Raw genomic sequence first — 21,805 nt, forward strand, 5'->3', positions numbered from 1 at the left:
GCAACTCTAATCGTCTGATTAGGAAATATCGAACCATCTCACGGTAAAATGCTAACGCGTGGCGAGCTGTGGGGCTTCAAAACCATGGAACATTCGGTTGCGGCATCGGCCCCACTGGCGGGGGCAATTGTCGAGCGTGCTTTTCTTGGCATCTTGGCGGATGCCTTTTGGCGACACCGGCTGCTGCACGCTATGGCTGCCGCTGCGCTGCTTCTGGCAAGCGCAGTCGGGTGGCACACTGGAAACATGCGGGATTTCGGCGTTCTGGAGGAATACGCTGAGTATCTTTTCATCGCCTTCTGGATTTGCGGCTCAGCCTTTGCACTTGGGACGCTTCTCCATCTTGCGCTGGTCCAGCGGGATACCGAACCGCTGCACACCTTCCTCAAGTCACTGGGTAGATTCTTTGGCGACGCCGAACGCATTGCCAACAGCCTGAATGGCCTGGGTGCGGGTCTTGCCTTCATATCCGCGATCGGTGTGTTGAAGGGAGCCATTGCAATCCTCTCTCCGTTTGCATGGGACAAGGCATGGCTCAGGCCGACCGCATCCTGCATTTCGGTCGAGCCCCGCACGAATGGTTGTGGTTTATCGTCCAGTCGCCGCTTGCATTGAAGATCATCAACATCGCTTACAATTTCTGGTTCGTCGTGCTCATTACCGCGGTTTTCACCGTGTGCATCGCACGCAAGGATACGAAGCTGCGTCACCAGTTCCTGATGAGCTTCATGACGGTGTGGACGCTGGGTGGCTTCTTCCTCGCGATGGGCCTGTCGTCGGCTGGCCCTTGCTTTTACGAGCGATTGGGGTTCGGCAACGACTTTCACGCCCTCATGCAAGCACTCGCCACCGCCGATCGCATCTATCCAATCTGGGCGCTCAACACGCAGGATATGCTGTGGGGTGGCTACACCGGCGCAACTACCGGCAGCGTCGGTATATCCGCCTTCCCATCCCTGCACGTTGCGATGGCGGTGCTGTTCGCTCTCTATGCAACGCGGCGGTCTCGGCTGGCCGGTGTTGTGATGTGGTTATTCGCGGGCGTCATTATGGTCGGATCCGTCGTGCTTGGCTGGCACTATGCCGTGGATGGCTATGCGGGCGCATCCCTGATGGTCGCGATCTGGAAGGCGTGCGGATATTTGCTGACCCGTTTCGAGTCGGACAGCGCGGCCGCTGAGAGCTCCACCATGCAATCGCCGGCCCTTTGCGGGATGTAAATTCGCCGATCTGGACGAACTCGCCTGCGGCGGCATGCCGGTCAAAACGCCTCAAGGGCGGCGCTGGATGGGTTGGACAATTTCCGAAACGCTGTTCGATACGATCCTTGCCGAAGCTGCTCTGCGAGCGTGTCCGCGCATTGCCCAGGGCTCAGGAGCGACGTGTCGACTTCCAGATCGTACACGCCGGGCCGGTGCACCTCTTCCTGCCACAGGCGCGCCACCGGGCCGCAATCCCATCCCGGGTCGATAGCGCGGCGGCATGGCCTGCTCGCAAACGTCGACACCGAGATTGATCCAGACGCTATCGAAGCACTCCTGAACAGCCTTGGCGATGCTTGTTTTCCGATCGCGGCGCACCGTTCAGGATGATGATCTGGCCGATTATGCCTACCCTCGCTCCAATAAAAAAGCCCCGTCTCCGGGGCTTTTTTGACTTTCGTAAGCTCAGTTCTTTCGGGGCAGTTGTGGCACCAGGCTGCGCTTGCCGCCGTCCTTGCCCTTGGCTTCGGGCTTCTGCGCCACCAGCTTCTTGGCCGCCGGCTTTTTCACCACGGCCTTTCTGGACTTCGGCGTTTCTTCCGGCTCTTCCTTCTTCGGCTTCACCGGCGCCTCGTCGGCCAGCGATTCGAGCTTCAGGCCGGTCTCGCCGGTTTCCTTCTTCTCGACGGTGACGCGCACCGTGCCGCCCTTCTTGAGCTTGCCGAACAGCACCTCGTCGGCCAATGGCTTCTTGATGTGCTCCTGGATCACACGACCGAGCGGCCGCGCGCCCATGCGCTCATCATAGCCCTTGTCGGCGAGCCAGGCGATCGCGTCCGCCGACAGGTCGAAGGTGACGCCACGCTCGGAAAGCTGGGCCTCGAGCTGCATGACGAACTTCTGCACCACCTGATGGATGACCGGCACCGGCAGCGAGCCGAACGGGATGATCGCATCGAGACGGTTGCGGAACTCCGGCGTGAACAGCCGGTTGATCGCCTCGACATCGTCGCCTTCGCGCTTGGTCGAGCCGAAGCCGATCGCCGCACGCTGCGCATCCGACGCGCCCGCATTGGTGGTCATGATCAGGATCACATTGCGGAAGTCGATCTGCTTGCCGTTGTGGTCGGTCAGCTTGCCATGGTCCATAACCTGCAACAGGATGTTGAACAGGTCCGGATGCGCCTTCTCGACCTCGTCCAGCAACAGCACGCAATGCGGATGCTGGTCGACGCCGTCCGTCAGAAGACCGCCCTGGTCGAAGCCGACATAGCCGGGAGGAGCACCGATCAGCCGCGACACGGTGTGGCGCTCCATATATTCCGACATGTCGAAGCGGATCAGCTCCACGCCGAGCGACGCGGCCAACTGCTTGGCCACTTCGGTCTTGCCGACGCCGGTCGGGCCGGAGAACAGGTAGGAGCCGATCGGCTTCTCCGGTTCGCGCAGGCCGGCACGCGCCAGCTTGATCGCCGAGGTCAGTGCGGTGATCGCAGTGTCCTGGCCATAGACGACTCGCTTCAGCTCGATATCGAGGCCCTGCAGCACCTTCTCGTCGTCGGCCGAAACCGTCTTCGGCGGGATGCGGGCCATGGTGGCGATCGTCGCCTCGATCTCCTTGATGCCGATAGTCTTCTTGCGCTTGGCTTCCGGCACCAGCATCTGCGAGGCGCCGGTCTCGTCGATCACGTCGATCGCCTTGTCCGGCAGCTTGCGGTCGTTGATGTAGCGTGCCGACAGTTCCACCGAGGCCTTGATCGCCTCGTTGGTGAACTTCACCTTGTGGAACTCCTCATAATAGGGCTTGAGGCCCTTCATGATCTCGATCGCGTCCTCGATGGTCGGCTCGTTGACGTCGATCTTCTGGAAGCGCCGCACCAAGGCACGGTCCTTCTCGAAGAACTGGCGGAATTCCTTGTAGGTGGTCGAGCCGATGCAGCGGATCGCACCCGACGACAGCGCCGGCTTCAACAGGTTGGACGCATCCATGGCGCCGCCTGAAGTCGCCCCTGCCCCGATCACCGTGTGAATCTCGTCGATGAACAGCACGGCGCCAGGATAATCCTCGAGCTCCTTGACGACCTGCTTCAGCCGTTCCTCGAAATCACCGCGATAGCGCGTGCCGGCGAGCAGCGTGCCCATATCGAGCGCGAAGATGGTGGCATTGTGCAGCACTTCGGGAACGTCGCCCTCGACGATGCGCTTGGCCAGGCCCTCGGCGATCGCCGTCTTGCCGACGCCGGGGTCACCGACGTAGAGCGGGTTGTTCTTGGAGCGGCGGCACAGCACCTGGATGGTGCGGTTGATCTCGGACTCGCGGCCGATCAGCGGGTCGATCTTGCCGGCCTTGGCCTTGTTGTTGAGATTGACGCAATAGGCCGTCAGCGCGTCCTGCTGCTGCTTCTTCTTGCCGCCTTCCTCTTGCGGCTCGGCGCCGTTCTGGCCGCCCTGCTCGTCATCGGCGCCGCGCGGCGAGCGTGTCTCCGACGCGCCCGGACGCTTGGCAATGCCGTGCGAGATGTAGTTGACCGCATCGTAGCGGGTCATCTGCTGTTCCTGCAGGAAATAGGCGGCATGGCTCTCGCGCTCGGCGAAGATAGCGACGAGCACGTTGGCGCCCGACACTTCCTCGCGGCCAGAAGACTGCACATGGATCACCGCGCGCTGGATGACGCGCTGGAAACCGGCCGTCGGCTTGGAGTCCTCGTCGTAGCCGGTGACGAGGTTGTCCAGCTCGGTGTCGATATAGGTGAGAACCGTATGCTTGAGCTCATCGAGATCGACATTGCAGGCGCGCATGACGGCGGCCGCCTCGGTGTCGTCGATGAGCGCGAGCAGCAGATGTTCTAGGGTTGCATATTCATGGTGCCGCTCATTGGCGAGCGTCAGCGCCTGGTGAAGCGCCTTTTCCAGGCCTTGGGAGAAAGCCGGCATGTTACCTCACTTCTTCTCCATCACGCATTGCAGCGGATGCTGATTCTGTCGGGCGAAATCCATGACCTGGGACACTTTGGTCTCGGCCACCTCGAATGTATAGACCCCGCACTCGCCCACTCCATGATTGTGAACATGAAGCATGATGCGTGTGGCGGCTTCGCGATCCTTCTGGAAAAAACGCTCCAGCACGTGAACCACGAACTCCATCGGAGTGTAGTCGTCGTTGAGGATGAGGACCCGATAAAGGCTGGGCTTCTTGGTCTTGGTTTTGGTGCGCGTGATGACGGCCGTCCCACGGCCGGCCCCATTGCCGTTACCGTCGCCGTCTTGCATTCGCACCACGCGTCTCGTGGCAGTCAAACCGATCGTCACGTATTCCTGCCTCTTTCGATTCCCCATGCGAGTTCGACATGTAGGTGTTCGATGTACGATTTTAAGCCCTTCTGGTTAGCTGACAATATGGCTAGGTCACCAAACTTGGACGATTTTCGCAATCGTGAAGGGGCGCGAGGCTCTGGAACGGAAATTGACACGAAAAAGCCCGGCCACGTTTCCACGGCCGGGCTTTTTCTCGGGTCAAAAGGCTGAATCTGGGTCACGTCAGGCGAAATCAGTTCGCCCGGGCGAAATTACTTCGCCTTGGCAACGATCGATTCGAATGGCTTGTAGGCTTCCTTGGCGAGTTCGGCATAGAGATCGCCAATCTTGGTGGCCTCGGCGACGAAAGCCTCATAGGACTGCTTGGCATAGTCCGACTGGATCTCGATGGCCTTTTCCAGCGACTTGGCTGAAAACAGCTTCTCCACAGTGGCGCTGCCGGTTTCAAAACTCTTCTTGGTGTATTCACCAGCCTCGGTGGCAATCGCCTGTGCGCCCTTGGAGAGCGACGCGAAGCTCTTCAATCCGGTGTCGGCGAACTCTTTGCCGTATTTGCTGAAGTCCTCATAGGTCTGGGTCATTTCACGATTCCCTTGACGGTTGAGGCGTCCTTCTTCGGGGCGCCCTTGTGCAATGCAAGATAATATATTGTGCGCCGCACAAAAGTCAAGATTTCGCGGGCTTGCGGACCCGCCTGCGTAGCCAATGGCTAAAAATCGAATAAAGAGAGCTTCAAGCACGAAGAAAATGGTGAACGCGGCGGTTACCATAAACGGATTGGTAACGCTGCGCCGGTAGCTTGGCCGGAAGCGAGGCAGGACCCTTTGCCGCCTCCAACGCAACGAAGAAATCCAAGGGAAGTACCAGTGCGTAAGGCGTTGTTGGGCATCGTTTCCAAATCCACCTCCCCTCTCAAAACGATGATGATCATGGCCTTGGCGATGACATTCGTTTTTGGCGACGTTGCCTCGTCGCTGGCGGCCAAGCAGGCGGCCATCGTCGTGGATGCCAAGACTGGCAAGGTGCTTTACTCCGCAGATGCCAACGGCAGGCGCTATCCAGCTTCGCTGACCAAGATGATGACGCTGTACCTGACCTTCGAAGCGATGGCGAAGGGCAAGATCAGCAGGAATACGCCAGTGGTGTTTTCCGCCAAGGCCTCCGCCGAGGCGCCGACGAAACTTGGCGTGAAGCCGGGCGGTTCGGTCACGGTCGAGACCGCGATCCTGTCGATCGTCACCAAGTCGGCGAATGACTCGGCCACCGCGCTCGGCGAAATGCTCGGCGGCAATGAAACCACTTTTGCCCGCATGATGACCGCCAAGGCGCGTGCGCTGGGCATGAACGGCACCGTGTTCCGCAACGCCAATGGCCTGCCAGACCCTGGCCAGTTCACCACCGCGCGCGACATGGCGACGCTCGGCATCGCGCTGCGTGAGCATTTTCCGCAATATTACGGCTATTTCTCGCAGCGCTCCTTCCTCTACGGGCGTCAGCGCATCAACGGTCACAATCGCCTGCTCGGACGCATCAAGGGTGTCGACGGCATCAAGACGGGCTACACCCGCGCCTCCGGCTTCAACCTCGTCTCGTCGGTTTCCGACGGCAATCGCCGCATCGTCGGCGTGGTCATGGGCGGCAGTTCCGGCCGCAGCCGCGACAATCAGATGGCCAGCTTGATCAACACCTATCTGCCGAGGGCATCGACTCGCGGCGGTGGCGATCTGGTGGCCAAGGCCGGCGGCAACAACCCGGTCACCGCCCTCGCCCAGGTTCTCCTGCCCAAGCATGACGCTCCGACGCCCGATGACAAGCCTGTTGTGGCGCAGGACGACGCCACCGTCGCCGAGGACGCCACGGTCGCGGAAGACGATACCCCGCAGGCCGAAGAAGCAGCCCCCGTCGTCAAGACCAGAAAGGTCAAGACCGTCATCGTTTCAGCTCCCCAGGTCGCGACGGCCCAGGTCGTCGCTGCCTATGCCGAGCCAACGCCAGCGGCCGTCGACCCGGTCAACACGGCGTCGGTGCCGTCGGGCTGGGCCATTCAGGTCGCCTCGTCGCCAAAGCAGTCCGAGGCACAGGCCTTCCTCGACAAGACCACCAAGCAGGCGCCCAAGGTGCTGGCCGACGCCTCCGGCTTCACCGTCGCCTTCGACAAGGACGGCGTCACCTACTACCGCGCCCGCTTCGGCGGCTTCGGTTCGAAGACCGCCGCCTGGAAGGCCTGCACCGCTTTGAAGAAGAAGAACATCGAGTGCTACGCCGTCCAGCAGTAGGACGGCGTGGAAATCATCTCCCGGAAAAATTCTGCGTCGAAGGAGACTAGTTGTGATTGGAGAGCAAGACGTCCTTGGCTTCGTTAATCCGCGCCGCCAGGAAAGACGTGCCGCCGACATCGGGGTGCAGGCGCTGCATCAGGCGGCGGTGCGCCTTGCGGACATCCGCCGCGGCGGCCCCCGCTTCAAGACCAAGGACCTTGTAGGCCTCCTCCTTAGTCATGGCGCCCGGACCTGGCGCAACACCCAGCCCTTCGCCACCGTTCGTCTCAGTGTTTTTGCGCCAGACGGGAAATCTGCCGTCAAGATACGTCTCTAGCAACTGCCGGCTCTCCGGATCACCGGAGAGTTCGCGGTAGAGGTGCTGCAATTCCACCAGCCCCATCGCGCCAAGCATCTTGCCTTCGTGGCGGCCAGCCAGGACCAGTCCTTCGAGGCCGCCGGTATCGTGATCGAGCTCCATTTCCAATGCCGCTGTGCGCACCGTCGAGCGTTTGCCCGGTGCAAGCCCCGCCGGCTGGCGTTTCATTCGCATGGAACCATACCAGGCAATTGCCGCGGTGAGGATCATGCCGCCGACGCCTTCACGGCCGACCACCAGCACGGCGACGCCGACAACTGCCAGAAGAGCCGGCCCAAGCGTTCGCAGCGTGCCCGCCAGTTTCGCTGGCTCGGCACGCAGAAAAATCGTCACCGCGCCGAGCAGCAGCAAAAGCAACGCTACAAAAGCGATGATTGCGCCCATTATTTTCCGCCGCCCCGCAGATGCTCGATCATCAGCCGGTCTTCCGGCCTGCCTCTGGCTTCGAGCGCCTTCAACCCGCCGGTCGCGAACACGGCGACAGCCGAAAGCAGTCCGGCCAGGGTCGCGGCAGCCCGCCGATCAAACCGGAACCAGGCCCCCTTGGACAGCCGCGCAACCTCTTTGAACGCCTTTTCCGCGCTGGAATCATGGCCTTCCTGAAAGACGAAGACAGGAACGCCATGAAGGCCGAGGCTGCCGGCCTTTTCGGCCAGATCGTCGATATCCTCTTCCATCGCATCGCCGATATAGACCAGCGCATTGACCTTAGCGGTTGCCGTCTGTTTCAACGCATGCGCCAGCACCTTGCCGATCTGGGTATGACCGCTGCGGCACTCGATCCGCGTCATCAGCTGCTTCAAGGCATTGGTGTCGCTCACGAAAGCGGACGAACGGCATTCGCCAATACCGCGAAAATAAACCAGTTGCACGCTGAGGGTTCCTGCCTTGCCGACGGCGTCGAACATCTGGCCCTGCAGCGTGCAGGCCAGATCCCATGTCGGCTGGCGGCTCATCGTCGCGTCGAGAGCAAGGATCAGCCTGCCCGAACCGGTCGCCGATGCGGCAAGTGTCCTCGCCTGGCGAATGAAGGCGTCGATCTCGCCAGCGTTGGATTGAGGCTTGATCGGCGCAGGATTGGTCCTCGCTGGCACAGGTTGCTTCTTATCGCTCATAAAAAACAAGATGTGGCGTTGCCACATCGCTTGCAAGCCCCACATCGGGTGGCACAAAGGGCCAGACGGTGATGCCACCTGAGGTCAGAGCAGGCCGAGATCGGCAAGCTCGCGCCTGAGTTTCGGCGGCATCTCGATCAGTCCGGCCTTGCCCTTGCCCAGATCGAGCGGCGCGTCGGCCGGCTTCAGATAGCGCCAGCCCTGAAAGGCCCGGCGCGGCTGCCAGTCGGTTCGAACAACCTCGGGGTCGAGAATCAGGTGGCAGCGGCCGATGCCTTCACTATCGGTGAACGGCCGGATCTCGGTGATCAGTTGGCGGCACTGCACATTTCCTTTGATCACCCAATAGAGCGAACCGCCATCGGTGACCTCGGCGCCGCGCGTCGGCATCATGCGCGTGGTGTGATATTGCTCGACGGGCTCACCGGCGCGCCGCCGCTCGTCGAGGCGGAAGGCGATCCACTCCTCGAGATCTTCGACGCTGTCGCAGCCGACACAGAGTTTTATGAGATTGAGAGACATCGCTTAAGGTTAGTCCCGCATGCGGACGCGTCAACGACCGGATCGACTTCTCCACAGTGGCAGTTTAGGCCAGCCTTCAGCATTCCACGACATTGACGGCGAGCCCACCCAGGCTGGTCTCCTTGTACTTCTCGTTCATGTCGAGGCCGGTCTGGCGCATGGTCTCGATCGCTGCATCGAGAGGTACGAAATGGGTGCCGTCGCCCTTGATGGCCAGTGACGCTGCCGTCACCGCCTTGACCGCGCCCAGCGCATTGCGCTCGATGCACGGCACCTGCACCAGCCCGCCAACCGGATCGCAGGTCATGCCGAGATGGTGTTCGAGCGCGATCTCGGCGGCATTCTCGACCTGCTCGGGCGTACCGCCCATGACGGCGCACAGGCCGGCCGCCGCCATTGCCGATGCCGACCCGACCTCGCCCTGACAGCCGACTTCGGCGCCGGAGATCGAAGCATTGGTCTTGATGATGCCGCCGACGGCAGCAGCCGTCAGCAGGAAATCACGAATGCTCGGCTGGTCCGCCTCGGGATGGAAATGCAGCCAGTAGCGCAGCACCGCCGGCAGCGTGCCGGCCGCACCGTTGGTCGGCGCTGTGACGACCCGGCCACCGGCAGCATTTTCCTCGTTCACCGCCATGGCGTAGATCGACAGCCAGTCATTGGCGAGCAAGGGATTGGGCTTGTTCTGCTGCCATTGCTCCTGCAGCTTGTCATGCAGCATGCGGGCCCGGCGGCGCACCTTCAACCCGCCCGGCATGATGCCGTCCTGCGACAGCCCACGGTCGATGCAGCCTTTCATGGCGCTCCAGATGCCGTCGAGGCCGGCGTCGAGCGCCTCGCGCGTCATCTGCGTCTCCTCGTTGACGCGTTTCATGTCGGCGATGGAAAGGCCGCTTTTGCCGGCCATGGCCAGCATCTCGACCGCATTCTTGAACGGATAAGGCACTTTCTTGCCTTCCGTCGTCACCGATCCCTTGGCCTTCATCCGCTGCAGTTCCTCTTCGGAAACCACGAAGCCGCCGCCGATCGAATAATAGATGCGCTTGAGCAGCAGGCGGCCGCCGGAATCATAGGCGTAGAACGCCATGCCGTTGGCGTGGCCGGTGAGCGGCGTCTTGCGGTCCAGCACCAGATCGGTGGCCGGATCGAAGCGATAGGTGGGATGGCCGGGCGGCGAAATGCGCTTTTCGGCGGCGATGCGGCTGGCAATGCCATCGGCCTGGTCGGGATCGACCGTCTGCGGCGTCAGACCGGCAAGGCCGAGCATGACGGCGCGGTCACTGCCGTGGCCGATGCCGGTATAGGCGAGTGACCCGTGCAGGCTGGCGCCAAGGCGGTCGACCTTCACACCCGCCGGGCGCGGCCAGTCATTTCCCGCGACCTCGTCGAGAAACCGCGCCGCGGCGGTCATCGGTCCCATCGTGTGCGAACTCGAGGGTCCTATGCCGATCTTGAACAGGTCGAAAACCGAAAGGAACACGCGGCGTTGTCTCCTGGAGTCAGGTCGAGGACTACATATAGGAATTCCCACGATGTTTCCGCTCTTTTGGAAATCGCGGCGCTGCACCCGCCGACCTTGTTTGCTCCGGCAGCGACATTGGCACGATCGCTGAATGCGGACATCGAAGCGATCGCCCTGAATGTGATAAATTCAGGCCATGGGCGATTCCCTCGATCTTTCGACAGCCGATCTCGCGGCGCTGGCCTTCTTCCTCGTCGCGTGGCTGCTGCACACGTTTGCCTCCGACGGCAAGCTTGTCAGCCGGATGTCGCTGACGACGGCGATGAATGCACAGCGGCAAGCCTGGATGCGGACCATGGCCGAGCGCGAGATCCGCATCGTCGACACCGCCATCATGAGCGGGCTGCAGCAAGGCACCGCCTTCTTCGCCTCCAGCTCGCTGATCGCGATCGGCGGCTGCTTTGCCCTGCTCGGCGCGTCCGACCGGGTTCTTGAAGTGCTCAGCGACCTGCCTCTGGGTGGCGCGCCGTCGCGCGCGGCCTTCCAGATAAAGGTGTTTGGGCTGGTGCTGATCCTGGCGTTTTCGTTCTTCAAATTCGGCTGGGCGTACCGGCTGTTCAATTATTGCACGATCCTGATCGGCGCCGTACCGATCCCGCATGGCGAAGCCTCGCGCAATCCGGTCACCGAAACGGCGGTGTGGCGTGCGGCGCAAATGAACATGCTGGCCGGAAAGCACTTCAACTCCGGCCTGCGCGGCGTGTTCTTCTCGATCGGTTATCTCGGCTGGTTCGTCGACCCCATGGTGTTCGTGTTGTCGACGCTGTTGCTGCTGGCGGTGCTGGTGCGGCGCCAGTTCTTCTCGGCGGCCAGGCAGGCGGTGATCGGTCAGCCACCCGGAAAAGGCTGATCGATCCGGCCTGACAGCCAGTAGGCAAAAAGCCCGATCCATTCCCGGATGGCCATGGTGGTGGCCTGCAGCGAATCGGCTGGATTGTCGCGGAACAGGCCGACGCCTTCCCGTCCCGAGGTGCGATAGTCGACCGGCCATGGAACGGTTGCAAAGCCGGCCTTGTCGAACAGCGCCTTGGCGCGCGGCATATGGAAGGCCGAGGTCACCAGCAGCCAGGTCTCGCCGGGCTTCGGCGTTACCAACTCCTTGGTGAAGACCGCGTTCTCATAGGTGTTGCGGGACTTGTTCTCCAGGATCATCCGGTCGGCGGCCACGCCAAGCGCGGTGAGCAGGCGCGGCGCGGTTGCGGCATCGCCCTCGCCATCGAGAAACAACGCGCCGGTGCCGCCGGAGACGACCACCTTGGCGGCGGGAAAGCGCCGGGCGAGAATCGCGGTCTCGACCATCCGATCGCCGCTGCTGTTCAGCTCATAGCCGCCGCGCGCCAGATTGATGGCGCCCTCGAAGCCGCCGCCGAGCACGACGATGCCGTCGACCTTTTCCGGCAGCGGCGGGCGTTGAAAGCGCTCTTCCAACGGATTGAGCATCATGGCGCCGAGCGACGTCCATGCTGACAGCGCAAGGATCAAAAATGCCAGCACGCTGCCGGCGGCCGCTAACCGTCGGCGCCCGATCGTGACCGCGAGCAGTCCCGCTAGCAGCAGGAAGATCGCCAGGTTGAGCGGCTGGATGAAGAACCAGAAGATCTTGGAAAGGTAGAAGAACATTGGCTGCCTATCGTCGGCTCGAATTCTCACGACCGATGAAGTGCTCGACGGCACTTGTCACAGCCTCGGCCTCGGGCCGGCTCAACTCCCTGCCGAAAACAAGGACGCCGTTGGTGTTGGTCAACCTGATGACTTCCGACAGCCCCGCTTCATCCGTTGGATAGGTATGGTCGAGGATTTCGGCCTCAAGGTGCCCTTTCAAAGGCAATGAGGAACGATTTCGCACAAAACCCCTGACGTCGCGCACGGCTGCCACGTCGGTTAGCCGCAGGGTTTCCTTGCCGAACACCAGCCACATGAAATCCTTGCCGAGGAAGTAGGTGAAGAGGGCAATGATCGCAGTGAACGACAGCAGTCCGAGAGTGCCGCTGGCGACGTTTGCGGGCGACGTGTCGGTCAATCCCATGTAGCCGGTGTAGGCAACGATCGCGGCCCCAACCAGGACGAAGCCCATCCTGAAATCCGAGATGCGCGGTGGGTTGGTTATCAGCAGTTCGTCTTCCGTCTCGACGATGGAAATGCGAGACGGGGGCGGCATGCTACCACCATTTCTCCGGCTGGAATGTGCCGGCGGCCTGCTCGATGACGGCAGCGGTCTGGAACAGGGTTTCCTCGTCAAACGGCCGGCCGATCAGTTGCAGCCCGAGCGGCAAACCCTTGGCGTCGAGCCCGGCGGGTACAGCAATGCCCGGCAGGCCGGCCATGTTCACGGTGACCGTGAAGATGTCGTTCAGGTACATCTTGACCGGATCGGCAGCCATGTCCTCGTCGGCGATGCCGAAGGCGGCGGATGGCGTTGCCGGGGTCAGGATGACATCGACGCCGGCGGCGAAGACAGTCTCGAAATCCCGCTTGATCAGATTGCGCACCTTCTGCGCCTGCAGATAGTAGGCGTCGTAATAGCCGGCGGACAGCACATAGGTGCCGATCATGATACGGCGCTTGACCTCACGGCCGAAACCGGCGGCACGGGTCTTCTCATACATGTCGACGATATCCTTGCCCGGCACGCGCAAGCCGTAGCGGACGCCATCGTAGCGGGCGAGATTGGACGAAGCCTCGGCGGGCGCCACGATGTAATAGGCGGGCAGCGCGTATTTCGTATGCGGCAGGGAAATATCGACGATCTCGGCGCCGGCGTCCTTCAGCCAGGCAATGCCCTTCTGCCACAGCGCTTCGATCTCTTCGGGCATGCCCTCGACGCGGTACTCCCTGGGAATGCCGACCTTCATGCCCTTGATCGGCTTGCCGATCGCGGCCTCATAGTCCGGTACCGGCATGTCGACCGACGTCGTGTCCTTCGGATCGACGGAGGCCATCGACTTCAGCAGGATCGCGGCATCGCGCACGTCACGAGCGATCGGGCCGGCCTGGTCGAGCGACGAGGCGAAGGCGACGATGCCCCAGCGCGAGCAGCGGCCATAGGTCGGCTTGATGCCGACCGTGCCGGTGAAGGCGGCCGGCTGGCGGATCGAGCCGCCAGTATCCGTCGCGGTCGCGCCGGCACACAGGAAGGCCGACACTGCGGTTGCCGAACCGCCGGAAGAACCGCCCGGCACCAGCTGCGCATTGTCCAGGCTGCGCGCGGTCCTGGTGCCGCCGGCCGAGACGAAGCCGCCATCACCCTGATGCGTCGTCGGCATCACCACCGTGTCTAGGCGCGAGCGCCGCCACGGATTGATGACCGGGCCATAGTAGGACGTCTCGTTGGACGAGCCCATGGCGAACTCGTCCATGTTGAGCTTACCGAGCATGACGGCGCCGTCGGCCCACAGATTTGACGTAACGGTCGATTCGTAGCGCGGCTTGAACCCGTCCAGCACATGACTGCAGGCCTGCGTATGGACGCCTTCGGTGCCGAACAGGTCCTTGATTCCGAGCGGGATGCCTTCCAGCGCACCGCCCTCGCCCTTGCCCAGCCTTGCGTCGGACGCCTTGGCCATGTCGCGCGCCTTGTCGCCTGTCACCGCGACATAGGCATTGAGCGCGGGATTGGCGCGATCGATGGCCGAGAGATAGGCCTCGGTGATCTCGGTCGCGGTGATTTCCTTGCCGTGCAGCTTGGCGCGGGCCTGTGAAATCGTCAGCTGGGTCAGGTCGCTCATCAAAGGCTCTTTTCGTAAAACACCGACCACTCGGAATCGGGATAATCCAGCACCGGGCCGCAACGCGAAAACCCGGCGCGTTCGTAGACGGTCCACGCCGCGGGGTGACGGTCGCCCGTCTCCAGCACCAGGCGCTTCAGCCCCTCGTTGCGCGCCAGCGCCTCGACCTGCTCGACGATTTTCGCGCCGATCTTCTGCCCGCGATGCGAGGGCCGCGTGTACATGCGCTTGACCTCGCCGACAGCGCCGTCATGGCGTTTCAGCGCACCGCAGCCAATGGCCATGCCGTTGTCGCGGGCGATGAAGACAGTCGTGTCCTCACCAGCCATCTGCTCGACCGTCAGATGGTAGCAATGCTCCGGCGGCGTCAGTTCGAGCAAGGTCTGGTTGAGTTCCTCGACCAGGCCGCGCACGTCGTCCTGCAGTGGCGTTTCAATGGCGATGTCGATTGCCATCGGCCGGTTTACTCCACGACCTTCGGCACGAGGAAGAAATTCTCTTCGGTCGCCGGCGCGTTGGCGACGATGTCAGCTGCCTTGCCGCCGTCAGTAACAACGTCCTGACGCTTCTTCATGTCCATCGGCGTCACCGAGGTCATCGGTTCGATGCCGGAAACGTCGACCTCATTCAGCTGTTCGACGAAGCCCAGAATGGCGTTCAGCTCGCCGGTCATCCGTTCGGCATCTTCCTCGCTCACTGCAATGCGGGCGAGATGCGCGACGCGCTTCACTGTCTGAAGATCTACGGACATGTTTTTGCCTCGGGGAAAACCAGTTCGGGCTATAGCGGCGCCGCGCGCGCTGCGCAACATGCATCGTGCGAGAGAACCAGGCTGCGGCGGCGGCCTAGTCTTCGGCCATCGATCCACGCACAGGATGATGTCTACGGCAGGGCAACGCCCTCGCACAAATAGTAGCTGCCGCTGTTGCCGCTTGCTTCGCTTTCGTCGTTGATGGGCCGGACCGACACGAGATCGATCTGCTTCTCATTCATTTGCGTCACCGAGAGGACATCTGGGAAGACATAGCCCGGTTCCTGGCAGATGGCCGTCACCGCCCAACTCGGCGAAGCGGTCGCCTTGCTGACCTGCAGAAACTCGCAATTGTATTCCACGCTCTGCAGGCCGTGCGCCGAAAGCACGATGTTGCCGGCGTCGATCAGCGTTTGCAGCGTGTCCTTTTTGGCCTGCGTGCAAAGCTCTTCGGACTGAAGATAGACGCCTTCGATGAAATCATCCGCGGCGAGCGCGGGCGACGCCGCGACAAACATCGAAACGCAAAGAGATCGCCCCAATACCATGGATTTATTCCACTTTAGCTGTTTCTAGATCGTAATCGTCTCACCGATTTTCGGCAACGCCAGCCTTACACCGGATCCTTCCAGGCCGGCCTCGAACTTATCGGCGGTCGGGTCGATCATCGGAAACGTGCCGAAGTGGCAGGGAACCACGGTGTCGAATTTGAAGAAGCGCCGGCAGGCAAGTGCCGCCACCGCGCCGCCCATGGTGAAGCGGTCGCCGATCGGCACCAGGCCTATCTTCGGCTCATGCAACTCGTTGATCAGCGCCATGTCGGAGAAGATGTCGGTGTCGCCCATGTGATAGAGCGTTTTGTCTTCCGCGAAATGCAGGACGAGGCCGCCCGGATTGCCGAGATAGGTGTTCTGGCCGCCCTCGCCCGGGAACGAGGATGAGTGCAGCGCCTGGACAAAAGTGGTGGTGAAGCTGCCGCAATCGACGGTGCCGCCGATGTTGCCGGGATTGATCTTCTTGTCGCTGACGCCCTTGCCGACCAGATACATGCAGATCTCGAAATTGGCGACGAGCTGGGCGCCGCTTTTGCCGAGCACCTCCACCGCGCCGCTGATGTGGTCGCTGTGGCCATGCGTCAGCAGCACATGCGTGACACCCTCAGCCGGGCCCTCCCAGCCACCCGTCCATGACGGATTGCCTATCAGATAGGGGTCGATGAGGATCTTGGCATCAGCGGTATCGATCCGAAAGGCCGAGTGGCCGTACCAGGTCAGTTTCATGAATGCATTCCTCGATTTTTGGCTTGCCAAAGGATAGAACGCCAATGGCCCCGAGATCAAAGGGTTACTTGTCCGCCACGCGTTTGACAAAACACCTGGTGGTGAAAGGCGAAGGACGGCCGGTGGGCATTATCACGATCGAAGAATTGCCGGCGCGGTTAGCCGGCGGCAAGACGCTGGCGGGGCTTGACCTCGGCGACAAGACGATCGGCGTCGCGGTCTCGGACCAGAGGTTTTCCTTCGCCCATCCGCGTCCGGTCATCATGCGAAGGAAATTTTCGCTCGATGCGGCGGTGCTGCTCGCCTTGCTGCAGAAGGAGAATGCCGGCGCCGTGGTGATTGGGCTGCCGATCAACATGGACGGCTCGGAAGGTCCGCGTGCGCAGAAATCGCGCGCCTTCGTCCGTAACATGGCACAAATGAGCGACCTGCCCTTCGTGCTCTGGGACGAAAGGCTATCGACGGTCGCGGCCGAAAGGACGCTGATCGAGATGGATTTCTCGCGCCGCAAGCGCGCCGGTAAGATCGATTCGGCGGCAGCCGCGTTTATTCTGCAGGGAGTTTTGGACCGGCTTCAGTCGCTCCACGCATCCGCTCGAACGGAACCGGACCCGCCCAGCGCTGTCTGACCCAGCCGGCGATTTCGCGGCGACGGCGGAATGCCCAAAGCGCCATCAGCAGCAACCCGTCGAAGACGCACGTCTTCGCCACCATGCCGGGGATGATCGCCGGATCGATGCCGAGCATCTGACCGTAGAGCTGGAAGAAGAAGTCGTGCATCTGTCGGCTGAGCATAGCGTAGCCGAAATTGATGTCATTGGCCGACAGATAGAACCAGCCCCAGAAAATCGCCATCGGCGCCGCCCAGAATCCGAAGATGTAGCGCATCAGCGGCCTCCCCTGGGATTGGAGCCGGTTTTGGACACCGTTCGGCCTGATATGAGTGAAAGCAGCGAATTGTGGGCTGCGGCTTTTGCCATGCCGTGCGCGACGGCATGGATCTCGCCTTCGCCCGAAGCCGCAACCACGGACCGCCGTTCGGCAAGCATGGCGACATAGGATGCCAGAAGTGCTGCCAGCTGCACGGCAACAGCCATGAACAGCCCGTTTATGCCTTGCGCAGCACCCCCGATGACGATCAGCGACAACACGCCGGACGCGCAGATGAAGGCGATGCGGGCAACGCTGTCGGCGTCCGGGCTGGTCGCGTCGTTGACCAGGGCTTCGACAAAGGCCCAGAAAAACAGAACCGCGACGACCAGCAATGCGGTGGCAAGCGGCGCCACGACAACGAAATTGTCGAGGTTGACGAAGCGGGTACCCTCGATTGTGGCACCGATCACGCCGAGCGCCGCCGCCACACCACGGTTTCCGTCGATGCAGATGAGCGCAAGCAGGGCGAAAACAATCGTCCAGTGCAAGGTCAGAAAAGAGGTCAGTACCTGTCGCATCGGTGTTCCTGCTTCGCAAAGCAGGAGACGGCCAATCTGAACCATTGCCTGCTTGCGCCGGGACAGTGGGCCTTGCCGCTCGCCATCGCAACGGAAACCATTTGTTAAGGTTAACGGAAATTAGCCATATGCGAGAGGATACGGACCAACGCCTCAAAACTGTGGATGGCGCCGGTTTTTGCGATGCTCGCGGCTCAGTTCACTGGCGGATAGAGCGTGTCGATGATCATGCGTGCATCGTGGCGCGAATCGATCATGCCATAGGTGTTGCGCCATTGGCCGGCCAATCGCGTCTCGACGAAAGCGTCGGCGATCCGCCCTGCCCCCAGACGGCGCAATTCTGCCGCCGCAGCCGACAGAGCCAGCTGCTCGGTGAGCAGCCGAGCCGAACCTTCGTCGGTTGAAGCGACCTGCATCGCCGCCTTCAGCACGCCGATCGTGCCGCGTCCGCCGGCGCCGAGATCGCGGTCGATGCCGGCCAGCACATCCTCGAACAGGCCGGGCGCACGGCCAAGCACGCGCAGCACGTCGAGCGCCATGACATTGCCCGAGCCCTCCCAGATCGCGTTGACCGGGGCCTCGCGATAATAGCGGGCGAGCGGCGCCTCCTCGACATAGCCATTGCCGCCGAGGCACTCCATCGCCTCATAGAGCAAAGGCGGCGCGATCTTGCAGACCCAGTATTTGACGACCGGCGTCATGGCGCGGGCAAACGCCGCTTCACCGCGGTCGCTGGCCGCCTCGTCGAAGGACCGCGCCAGCCGGAACGACAGTGCGGTGGCGGCGGCGACATCGAGTGCCATGTCGGCCAGCACGCGCTGCATCAACGGCTGCTCGATCAGGGTCGAACCGAACACCTGACGATGGCGGGCATGATGAACGGCCTCGGCGAGGCCCGCGCGCATGATCGCCGACGAGGCGATGGCACAATCGAGCCGGGTGAGCGTCACCATGTCCATGATCGTCTTCACACCGGCACCGGGTTCGCCGACCATCTCGCCGATGGCATTGACGAATTCGACTTCGGAGGATGCGTTGGAACGGTTGCCGAGCTTGTCCTTCAGCCGCTGGAAGCGGAAGCCGTTGCCCGAGCCGTCACCGAGAACGCGCGGTACGAGGAAGCACGACAGCCCCTCCGGCGCCTGCGCCAGCACCAGGAAGGCATCCGACATCGGCGCCGACATGAACCATTTGTGCCCGGTCAGACGATAAAAACCGCTGCCGGCGCGTTCCGCCCTCGTCACATTGGCGCGCACATCGGTGCCGCCCTGTTTCTCGGTCATGCCCATGCCGAGCGTCAGCCCGGTTTTCTCGACCGGCGGCTTTTGGCTCTGGTCATATTTGCGCGTCGTCACGCGCGGCGCCCATTCACGAAACAGTTTCGGGCTTGCCATCAAGGCCGCCAGCGAAGCATTGGTCATGGTGATGGGGCACAGATGCCCGGTCTCGAGCTCCGCCGTCAGATAAAACCGGGCGGCACGGACCTGATGGCGGCGGCCGATCTCGGTGTCGCCGTTTTCCCACACCGAGGAATGCAGCCCATTGGCCACGGAGCGGCGCATCAAGGCGTGATAGGCGGGATGGAACTCGACCACGTCGATGCGCCGTCCTTGGCGATCATGCGTCCTCAGCTTCGGCGTCTCGACATTGGCGAGGCGCGCCAGTTCCTGCGCCTCCTGCGTCAGCACGAAACGGCCGAGACCGTCGAGTTCCCGGCGCACCGGATCGGAAAAACGCTCCGCGAGCTGGATCAGCAACGGATCGCCCCGCCAGGCGTTGCCGCCCGTCAGCGGCGGCGGCTGGTTCGTCACGTCGTCGGTCACGCCCAATCCTTCTATCGTCAGAAAGCCACGAATCCGAGGCTGTCGGCTAGATATAGCCAAGCCATGCAGCGCGCGCGATGAAAATACCGGCCGATACAATCGGCCATCTACACGAAAAAAATGAGGAGAACGGCTCCAATGCAAAGCTGGCGCTTGCAGCCGCAAAGTCTCCACCCTATAGCAGCCCCTTGAGATGACCGACGCTTCGTCCCCCTATCCTCATCGCCATCTTCTGGGCATCCGCGACCTTTCCCCTGCCGACATCGAGCTGTTGCTCGACAGGGCGGACCGGGCGGTCGCGATCTCGCGGCAGTCCGAGAAGAAAACCTCGACGCTGCGCGGCCGCACACAGATCAACCTGTTCTATGAAGCCTCGACGCGCACGCAGTCGTCGTTCGAACTGGCCGGAAAGCGGCTTGGCGCCGATGTCATGAACATGTCGGTGGCAAGCTCTTCGGTGAAGAAGGGCGAAACGCTCATCGACACGGCGATGACGCTGAATGCCATGCGGCCCGACATATTGATCATCCGCCACCAGTCGGCCGGTGCGGCCGCGCTTCTCGCGCAGAAGGTCGGCTGCTCCGTCGTCAATGCCGGCGACGGCGCGCATGAGCACCCGACACAGGCGCTGCTCGACGCGCTGACCATCCGCCGCGCCAAAGGCCCGCTGTCGAAGCTGATCGTGGCGATCTGCGGCGACATCCTGCATTCGCGCGTGGCGCGCTCCAACATCATGCTGCTCAACGCGCTCGGCGCGCAGGTGCGCGTCGTTGCGCCGTCGACGCTGCTGCCCACTGGCATCGAGAAGATGGGCGTCATCGTCACCCGTTCGATGGCCGAAGGCCTCAAGGACGCCGATGTGGTGATGATGCTGCGCCTGCAGCGCGAGCGTATGGAAGGCGCCTTCGTGCCTTCGGTGCGTGAGTATTTCCGCTATTTCGGCCTCGATGCGGAAAAACTGAAGGCGGCCAAAGACGACGCGTTGGTGATGCACCCCGGACCGATGAACCGTGGCGTCGAGATCGCTTCGGAAATCGCCGACGGCCCGCAAAGCGTCATCCAGGAACAGGTCGAAATGGGCGTTGCTGTGCGCATGGCGGTCATGGAAGCGCTGCTCGATCCCCGTCGCAATCAAGAGGGCCGCGGCGCATGAGCATAACGGTCTTTGAGCGCGCCCGCATCGTCGACCCCTCGCGCGGCATGGACGAGATCGGCGCCGTCATCGTCGATGGCCGCAAGATCGTTGCCGCCGGCAAGCCAGCGCTCAACCAGGGCGCGCCCGAGGGCGCCACCATTATCGACTGCGCCGGCAAGGCGATCATTCCAGGCCTGGTCGATGGCCGCGTCTTCATCGGCGAACCGGGCGGCGAGCATCGCGAAACCATTGCGTCGGCGAGTGTCGCGGCGGCGGCTGGCGGCGTCACCTCCATCGTCATGATGCCCGATACCGACCCGGTGATCGACAATGTGGCGCTTGTCGAGTTCGTGCTGCGCACCGCCAAAGACACGGCTATCGTCAACGTCTTTCCGGCTGCGGCGATCACCAAGGGCCTCGACGGGCGCGAGATGACCGAGTTCGGCCTGCTGCGCGAAGCCGGCGCGGTCGCCTTCACCGATGGCCGCCACACCATATCGAGTGCGCTGGTGATGCGCCGCGCGCTGACCTATGCGCGCGACTTCGGCGCCACCATCGTGCATGAGACGCAGGATGCGGACCTCGGTTCATCCGGCGTGATGAATGAAGGCCTCTACGCCAGCTGGCTCGGCCTTTCCGGCATTCCGCGCGAGGCCGAATCCATCCCGCTGGAACGCGACCTTGCGCTGGCGCGGCTGACGCGCGGTTCGTACCATGCGGCGAAGATCTCGACGGCGATGGCGGCAAACGCTGTAACGCGTGCCAAGGCCGACGGGGCGACGGTGACGTCGGGCGTGGCGATCCACAATCTGTCGCTCAATGAAAACGATGTCGGCGAATACCGCACCTTCTTTCGCCTGACGCCGCCATTGCGTGCCGAGGAAGACCGGCTGGCGATGATCGAGGCGGTCAGGGACGGTACGATCGACATCATCGTCTCCTCGCACGATCCGCAGGATGTCGACACCAAGCGCCTGCCCTTCGCCGATGCGGCGGCCGGCGCCATCGGGTTGGAGACGCTGCTGGGCGCGGCCTTGCGGCTCTACCACAATGGCGACGTGCCGTTGCTGAGGCTGATCGAGACCCTGTCCACGGCCCCGGCAAAACTGTTCGGACTGCCCGGTGGCACGCTGAAGCCCGGCGCTGTCGCCGATCTTGCGCTTGTCGACCTCGACGAACCCTGGATCGTCAGCGAAAGCGGCATTCGTTCGCGCTCGAAAAACACCTGTTTCGAAGGTGCGCGCCTGCAAGGCAAGGTCTTGCAAACGCTGGTTGCGGGCCGCACAGTGTTCTCCGTCTGAGCCGGACAACCCGCGCACCGCGCCTG

Annotated in this window: 24 protein-coding genes and 1 pseudogene; 7 read left to right on the forward strand and 18 right to left on the reverse strand. The window is 62.4% G+C overall.

All coding sequences use genetic code 11. The features are described from left to right. Nucleotides 1–84: 84 nt before the first annotated feature. Entirely contained in the window at nucleotides 85–615 is a 531-nt protein-coding gene (locus tag A9K65_RS36085; RefSeq protein WP_245321878.1) for a hypothetical protein, read from the forward strand. Continuing rightward, entirely contained in the window at nucleotides 531–1,220 is a 690-nt protein-coding gene (locus A9K65_RS22255; RefSeq protein WP_245321879.1) for a phosphatase PAP2 family protein, read from the forward strand. The genes A9K65_RS36085 and A9K65_RS22255 overlap by 85 nt, the downstream gene beginning before the upstream one ends. A gap of 41 nt (nucleotides 1,221–1,261) precedes the next feature. Here A9K65_RS22255 and A9K65_RS22260 read toward each other — a convergent pair. From A9K65_RS22260 to A9K65_RS22275, 4 genes and pseudogenes are all read right to left on the reverse strand, one after another. Continuing rightward, nucleotides 1,262–1,608 (reverse strand): annotated as a pseudogene (locus A9K65_RS22260) (hypothetical protein). Between the two features lie 59 nt (nucleotides 1,609–1,667). Next, a complete protein-coding gene (gene clpA / locus A9K65_RS22265) occupies nucleotides 1,668–4,136 on the reverse strand; it encodes an ATP-dependent Clp protease ATP-binding subunit ClpA (RefSeq protein WP_013531774.1) in 2,469 nt (822 codons plus the stop codon). A 6-nt stretch (nucleotides 4,137–4,142) separates the two neighbouring features. Beyond that, on the reverse strand, nucleotides 4,143–4,472 hold the full coding sequence (gene clpS, locus A9K65_RS22270) for an ATP-dependent Clp protease adapter ClpS (protein ID WP_023812950.1): 330 nt from the start codon (nucleotides 4,470–4,472) through the stop codon (nucleotides 4,143–4,145). Nucleotides 4,473–4,768: 296 nt separating this feature from the next. Then, a complete protein-coding gene (locus A9K65_RS22275) occupies nucleotides 4,769–5,098 on the reverse strand; it encodes a phasin family protein (protein WP_013531776.1) in 330 nt (109 codons plus the stop codon). Between the two features lie 285 nt (nucleotides 5,099–5,383). Here A9K65_RS22275 and A9K65_RS22280 point away from each other — a divergent pair, with 285 nt between their 5' ends. Beyond that, nucleotides 5,384–6,793, forward strand: a complete 1,410-nt coding sequence (locus A9K65_RS22280) for a D-alanyl-D-alanine carboxypeptidase (RefSeq protein ID WP_064995854.1) — start codon at nucleotides 5,384–5,386, stop codon at nucleotides 6,791–6,793. Between the two features lie 46 nt (nucleotides 6,794–6,839). Here the strand turns inward: A9K65_RS22280 and A9K65_RS22285 are convergent, their stop codons facing one another. The 4 genes from A9K65_RS22285 to A9K65_RS22300 form a co-directional block, all read right to left on the reverse strand. Next, nucleotides 6,840–7,538 (reverse strand): DnaJ domain-containing protein, encoded by a 699-nt coding sequence (locus A9K65_RS22285; protein ID WP_013531778.1) that lies wholly within the window; start codon nucleotides 7,536–7,538, stop codon nucleotides 6,840–6,842. Then, the gene (locus A9K65_RS22290) at nucleotides 7,538–8,269 is read right to left on the reverse strand and encodes a hypothetical protein (RefSeq protein WP_063173673.1); all 732 of its coding nucleotides are present in this window, start codon (nucleotides 8,267–8,269) and stop codon (nucleotides 7,538–7,540) included. Before A9K65_RS22290 ends, A9K65_RS22285 begins: the two co-directional genes overlap by 1 nt. An 84-nt stretch (nucleotides 8,270–8,353) precedes the next feature. Next, nucleotides 8,354–8,791: a DUF1489 family protein gene (locus tag A9K65_RS22295; RefSeq protein WP_013531780.1), complete on the reverse strand. Its 438-nt coding sequence runs from the start codon at nucleotides 8,789–8,791 to the stop codon at nucleotides 8,354–8,356. 76 nt (nucleotides 8,792–8,867) lie between these two features. Then, nucleotides 8,868–10,271, reverse strand: coding sequence for an L-serine ammonia-lyase (locus A9K65_RS22300; RefSeq protein ID WP_013531781.1), 1,404 nt, complete (start codon nucleotides 10,269–10,271; stop codon nucleotides 8,868–8,870). A gap of 178 nt (nucleotides 10,272–10,449) precedes the next feature. Here A9K65_RS22300 and A9K65_RS22305 point away from each other — a divergent pair, with 178 nt between their 5' ends. Further along, entirely contained in the window at nucleotides 10,450–11,163 is a 714-nt protein-coding gene (locus tag A9K65_RS22305; protein WP_027161543.1) for a DUF599 domain-containing protein, read from the forward strand. Here the strand turns inward: A9K65_RS22305 and A9K65_RS22310 are convergent. The 7 genes from A9K65_RS22310 to A9K65_RS22340 all read right to left on the reverse strand — a co-directional run bounded on the left by A9K65_RS22310 (nucleotide 11,142) and on the right by A9K65_RS22340 (nucleotide 16,069). Beyond that, nucleotides 11,142–11,933 (reverse strand): YdcF family protein, encoded by a 792-nt coding sequence (locus A9K65_RS22310; protein ID WP_064995853.1) that lies wholly within the window; start codon nucleotides 11,931–11,933, stop codon nucleotides 11,142–11,144. The two genes, A9K65_RS22305 and A9K65_RS22310, sit on opposite strands and share 22 nt — an antisense overlap. A gap of 7 nt (nucleotides 11,934–11,940) precedes the next feature. Next, on the reverse strand, nucleotides 11,941–12,471 hold the full coding sequence (locus tag A9K65_RS22315) for a hypothetical protein (RefSeq protein ID WP_013531784.1): 531 nt from the start codon (nucleotides 12,469–12,471) through the stop codon (nucleotides 11,941–11,943). Nucleotide 12,472: 1 nt separating this feature from the next. Beyond that, a complete protein-coding gene (locus A9K65_RS22320) occupies nucleotides 12,473–14,038 on the reverse strand; it encodes an amidase family protein (RefSeq protein ID WP_024503484.1) in 1,566 nt (521 codons plus the stop codon). Further along, the gene (locus A9K65_RS22325) at nucleotides 14,038–14,493 is read right to left on the reverse strand and encodes a GNAT family N-acetyltransferase (protein ID WP_013531786.1); all 456 of its coding nucleotides are present in this window, start codon (nucleotides 14,491–14,493) and stop codon (nucleotides 14,038–14,040) included. Before A9K65_RS22325 ends, A9K65_RS22320 begins: the two co-directional genes overlap by 1 nt. An 8-nt stretch (nucleotides 14,494–14,501) precedes the next feature. Further along, a complete protein-coding gene (gene gatC, locus A9K65_RS22330) occupies nucleotides 14,502–14,789 on the reverse strand; it encodes an Asp-tRNA(Asn)/Glu-tRNA(Gln) amidotransferase subunit GatC (RefSeq protein WP_013531787.1) in 288 nt (95 codons plus the stop codon). A gap of 131 nt (nucleotides 14,790–14,920) precedes the next feature. Next, the gene (locus A9K65_RS22335) at nucleotides 14,921–15,337 is read right to left on the reverse strand and encodes a hypothetical protein (protein ID WP_084016345.1); all 417 of its coding nucleotides are present in this window, start codon (nucleotides 15,335–15,337) and stop codon (nucleotides 14,921–14,923) included. Nucleotides 15,338–15,361: 24 nt separating this feature from the next. Continuing rightward, nucleotides 15,362–16,069 carry a metal-dependent hydrolase gene (locus A9K65_RS22340; RefSeq protein ID WP_063167956.1) on the reverse strand — a complete coding sequence of 236 codons (708 nt, stop codon included), beginning with the start codon at nucleotides 16,067–16,069 and terminating at the stop codon, nucleotides 15,362–15,364. Between the two features lie 122 nt (nucleotides 16,070–16,191). On the opposite strand from A9K65_RS22340, the gene ruvX reads away from it, so the two are divergent. Further along, nucleotides 16,192–16,698, forward strand: coding sequence for a Holliday junction resolvase RuvX (gene ruvX, locus A9K65_RS22345; protein ID WP_013531790.1), 507 nt, complete (start codon nucleotides 16,192–16,194; stop codon nucleotides 16,696–16,698). Here ruvX and A9K65_RS22350 read toward each other — a convergent pair. The 3 genes from A9K65_RS22350 to A9K65_RS22360 all read right to left on the reverse strand — a co-directional run bounded on the left by A9K65_RS22350 (nucleotide 16,616) and on the right by A9K65_RS22360 (nucleotide 19,343). Continuing rightward, on the reverse strand, nucleotides 16,616–16,957 hold the full coding sequence (locus tag A9K65_RS22350; protein WP_013531791.1) for a DUF6105 family protein: 342 nt from the start codon (nucleotides 16,955–16,957) through the stop codon (nucleotides 16,616–16,618). The genes ruvX and A9K65_RS22350 overlap by 83 nt on opposite strands. Next, a complete protein-coding gene (locus A9K65_RS22355; protein ID WP_064995850.1) occupies nucleotides 16,957–17,520 on the reverse strand; it encodes a hypothetical protein in 564 nt (187 codons plus the stop codon). Before A9K65_RS22355 ends, A9K65_RS22350 begins: the two co-directional genes overlap by 1 nt. A gap of 194 nt (nucleotides 17,521–17,714) precedes the next feature. Next, entirely contained in the window at nucleotides 17,715–19,343 is a 1,629-nt protein-coding gene (locus A9K65_RS22360; protein WP_013531793.1) for a DNA alkylation response protein, read from the reverse strand. A gap of 193 nt (nucleotides 19,344–19,536) precedes the next feature. On the opposite strand from A9K65_RS22360, the gene A9K65_RS22365 reads away from it, so the two are divergent. Both A9K65_RS22365 and A9K65_RS22370 read left to right on the forward strand, forming a co-directional pair. Then, nucleotides 19,537–20,496 (forward strand): aspartate carbamoyltransferase catalytic subunit, encoded by a 960-nt coding sequence (locus A9K65_RS22365; RefSeq protein WP_013531794.1) that lies wholly within the window; start codon nucleotides 19,537–19,539, stop codon nucleotides 20,494–20,496. Continuing rightward, entirely contained in the window at nucleotides 20,493–21,779 is a 1,287-nt protein-coding gene (locus A9K65_RS22370) for a dihydroorotase (RefSeq protein ID WP_064995849.1), read from the forward strand. Before A9K65_RS22365 ends, A9K65_RS22370 begins: the two co-directional genes overlap by 4 nt. Nucleotides 21,780–21,805 lie beyond the last annotated feature (26 nt).

Origin of the sequence: Mesorhizobium sp. WSM1497, assembly GCF_001672455.2 — a bacterium.
GTDB lineage: Bacteria > Pseudomonadota > Alphaproteobacteria > Rhizobiales > Rhizobiaceae > Mesorhizobium > Mesorhizobium ciceri.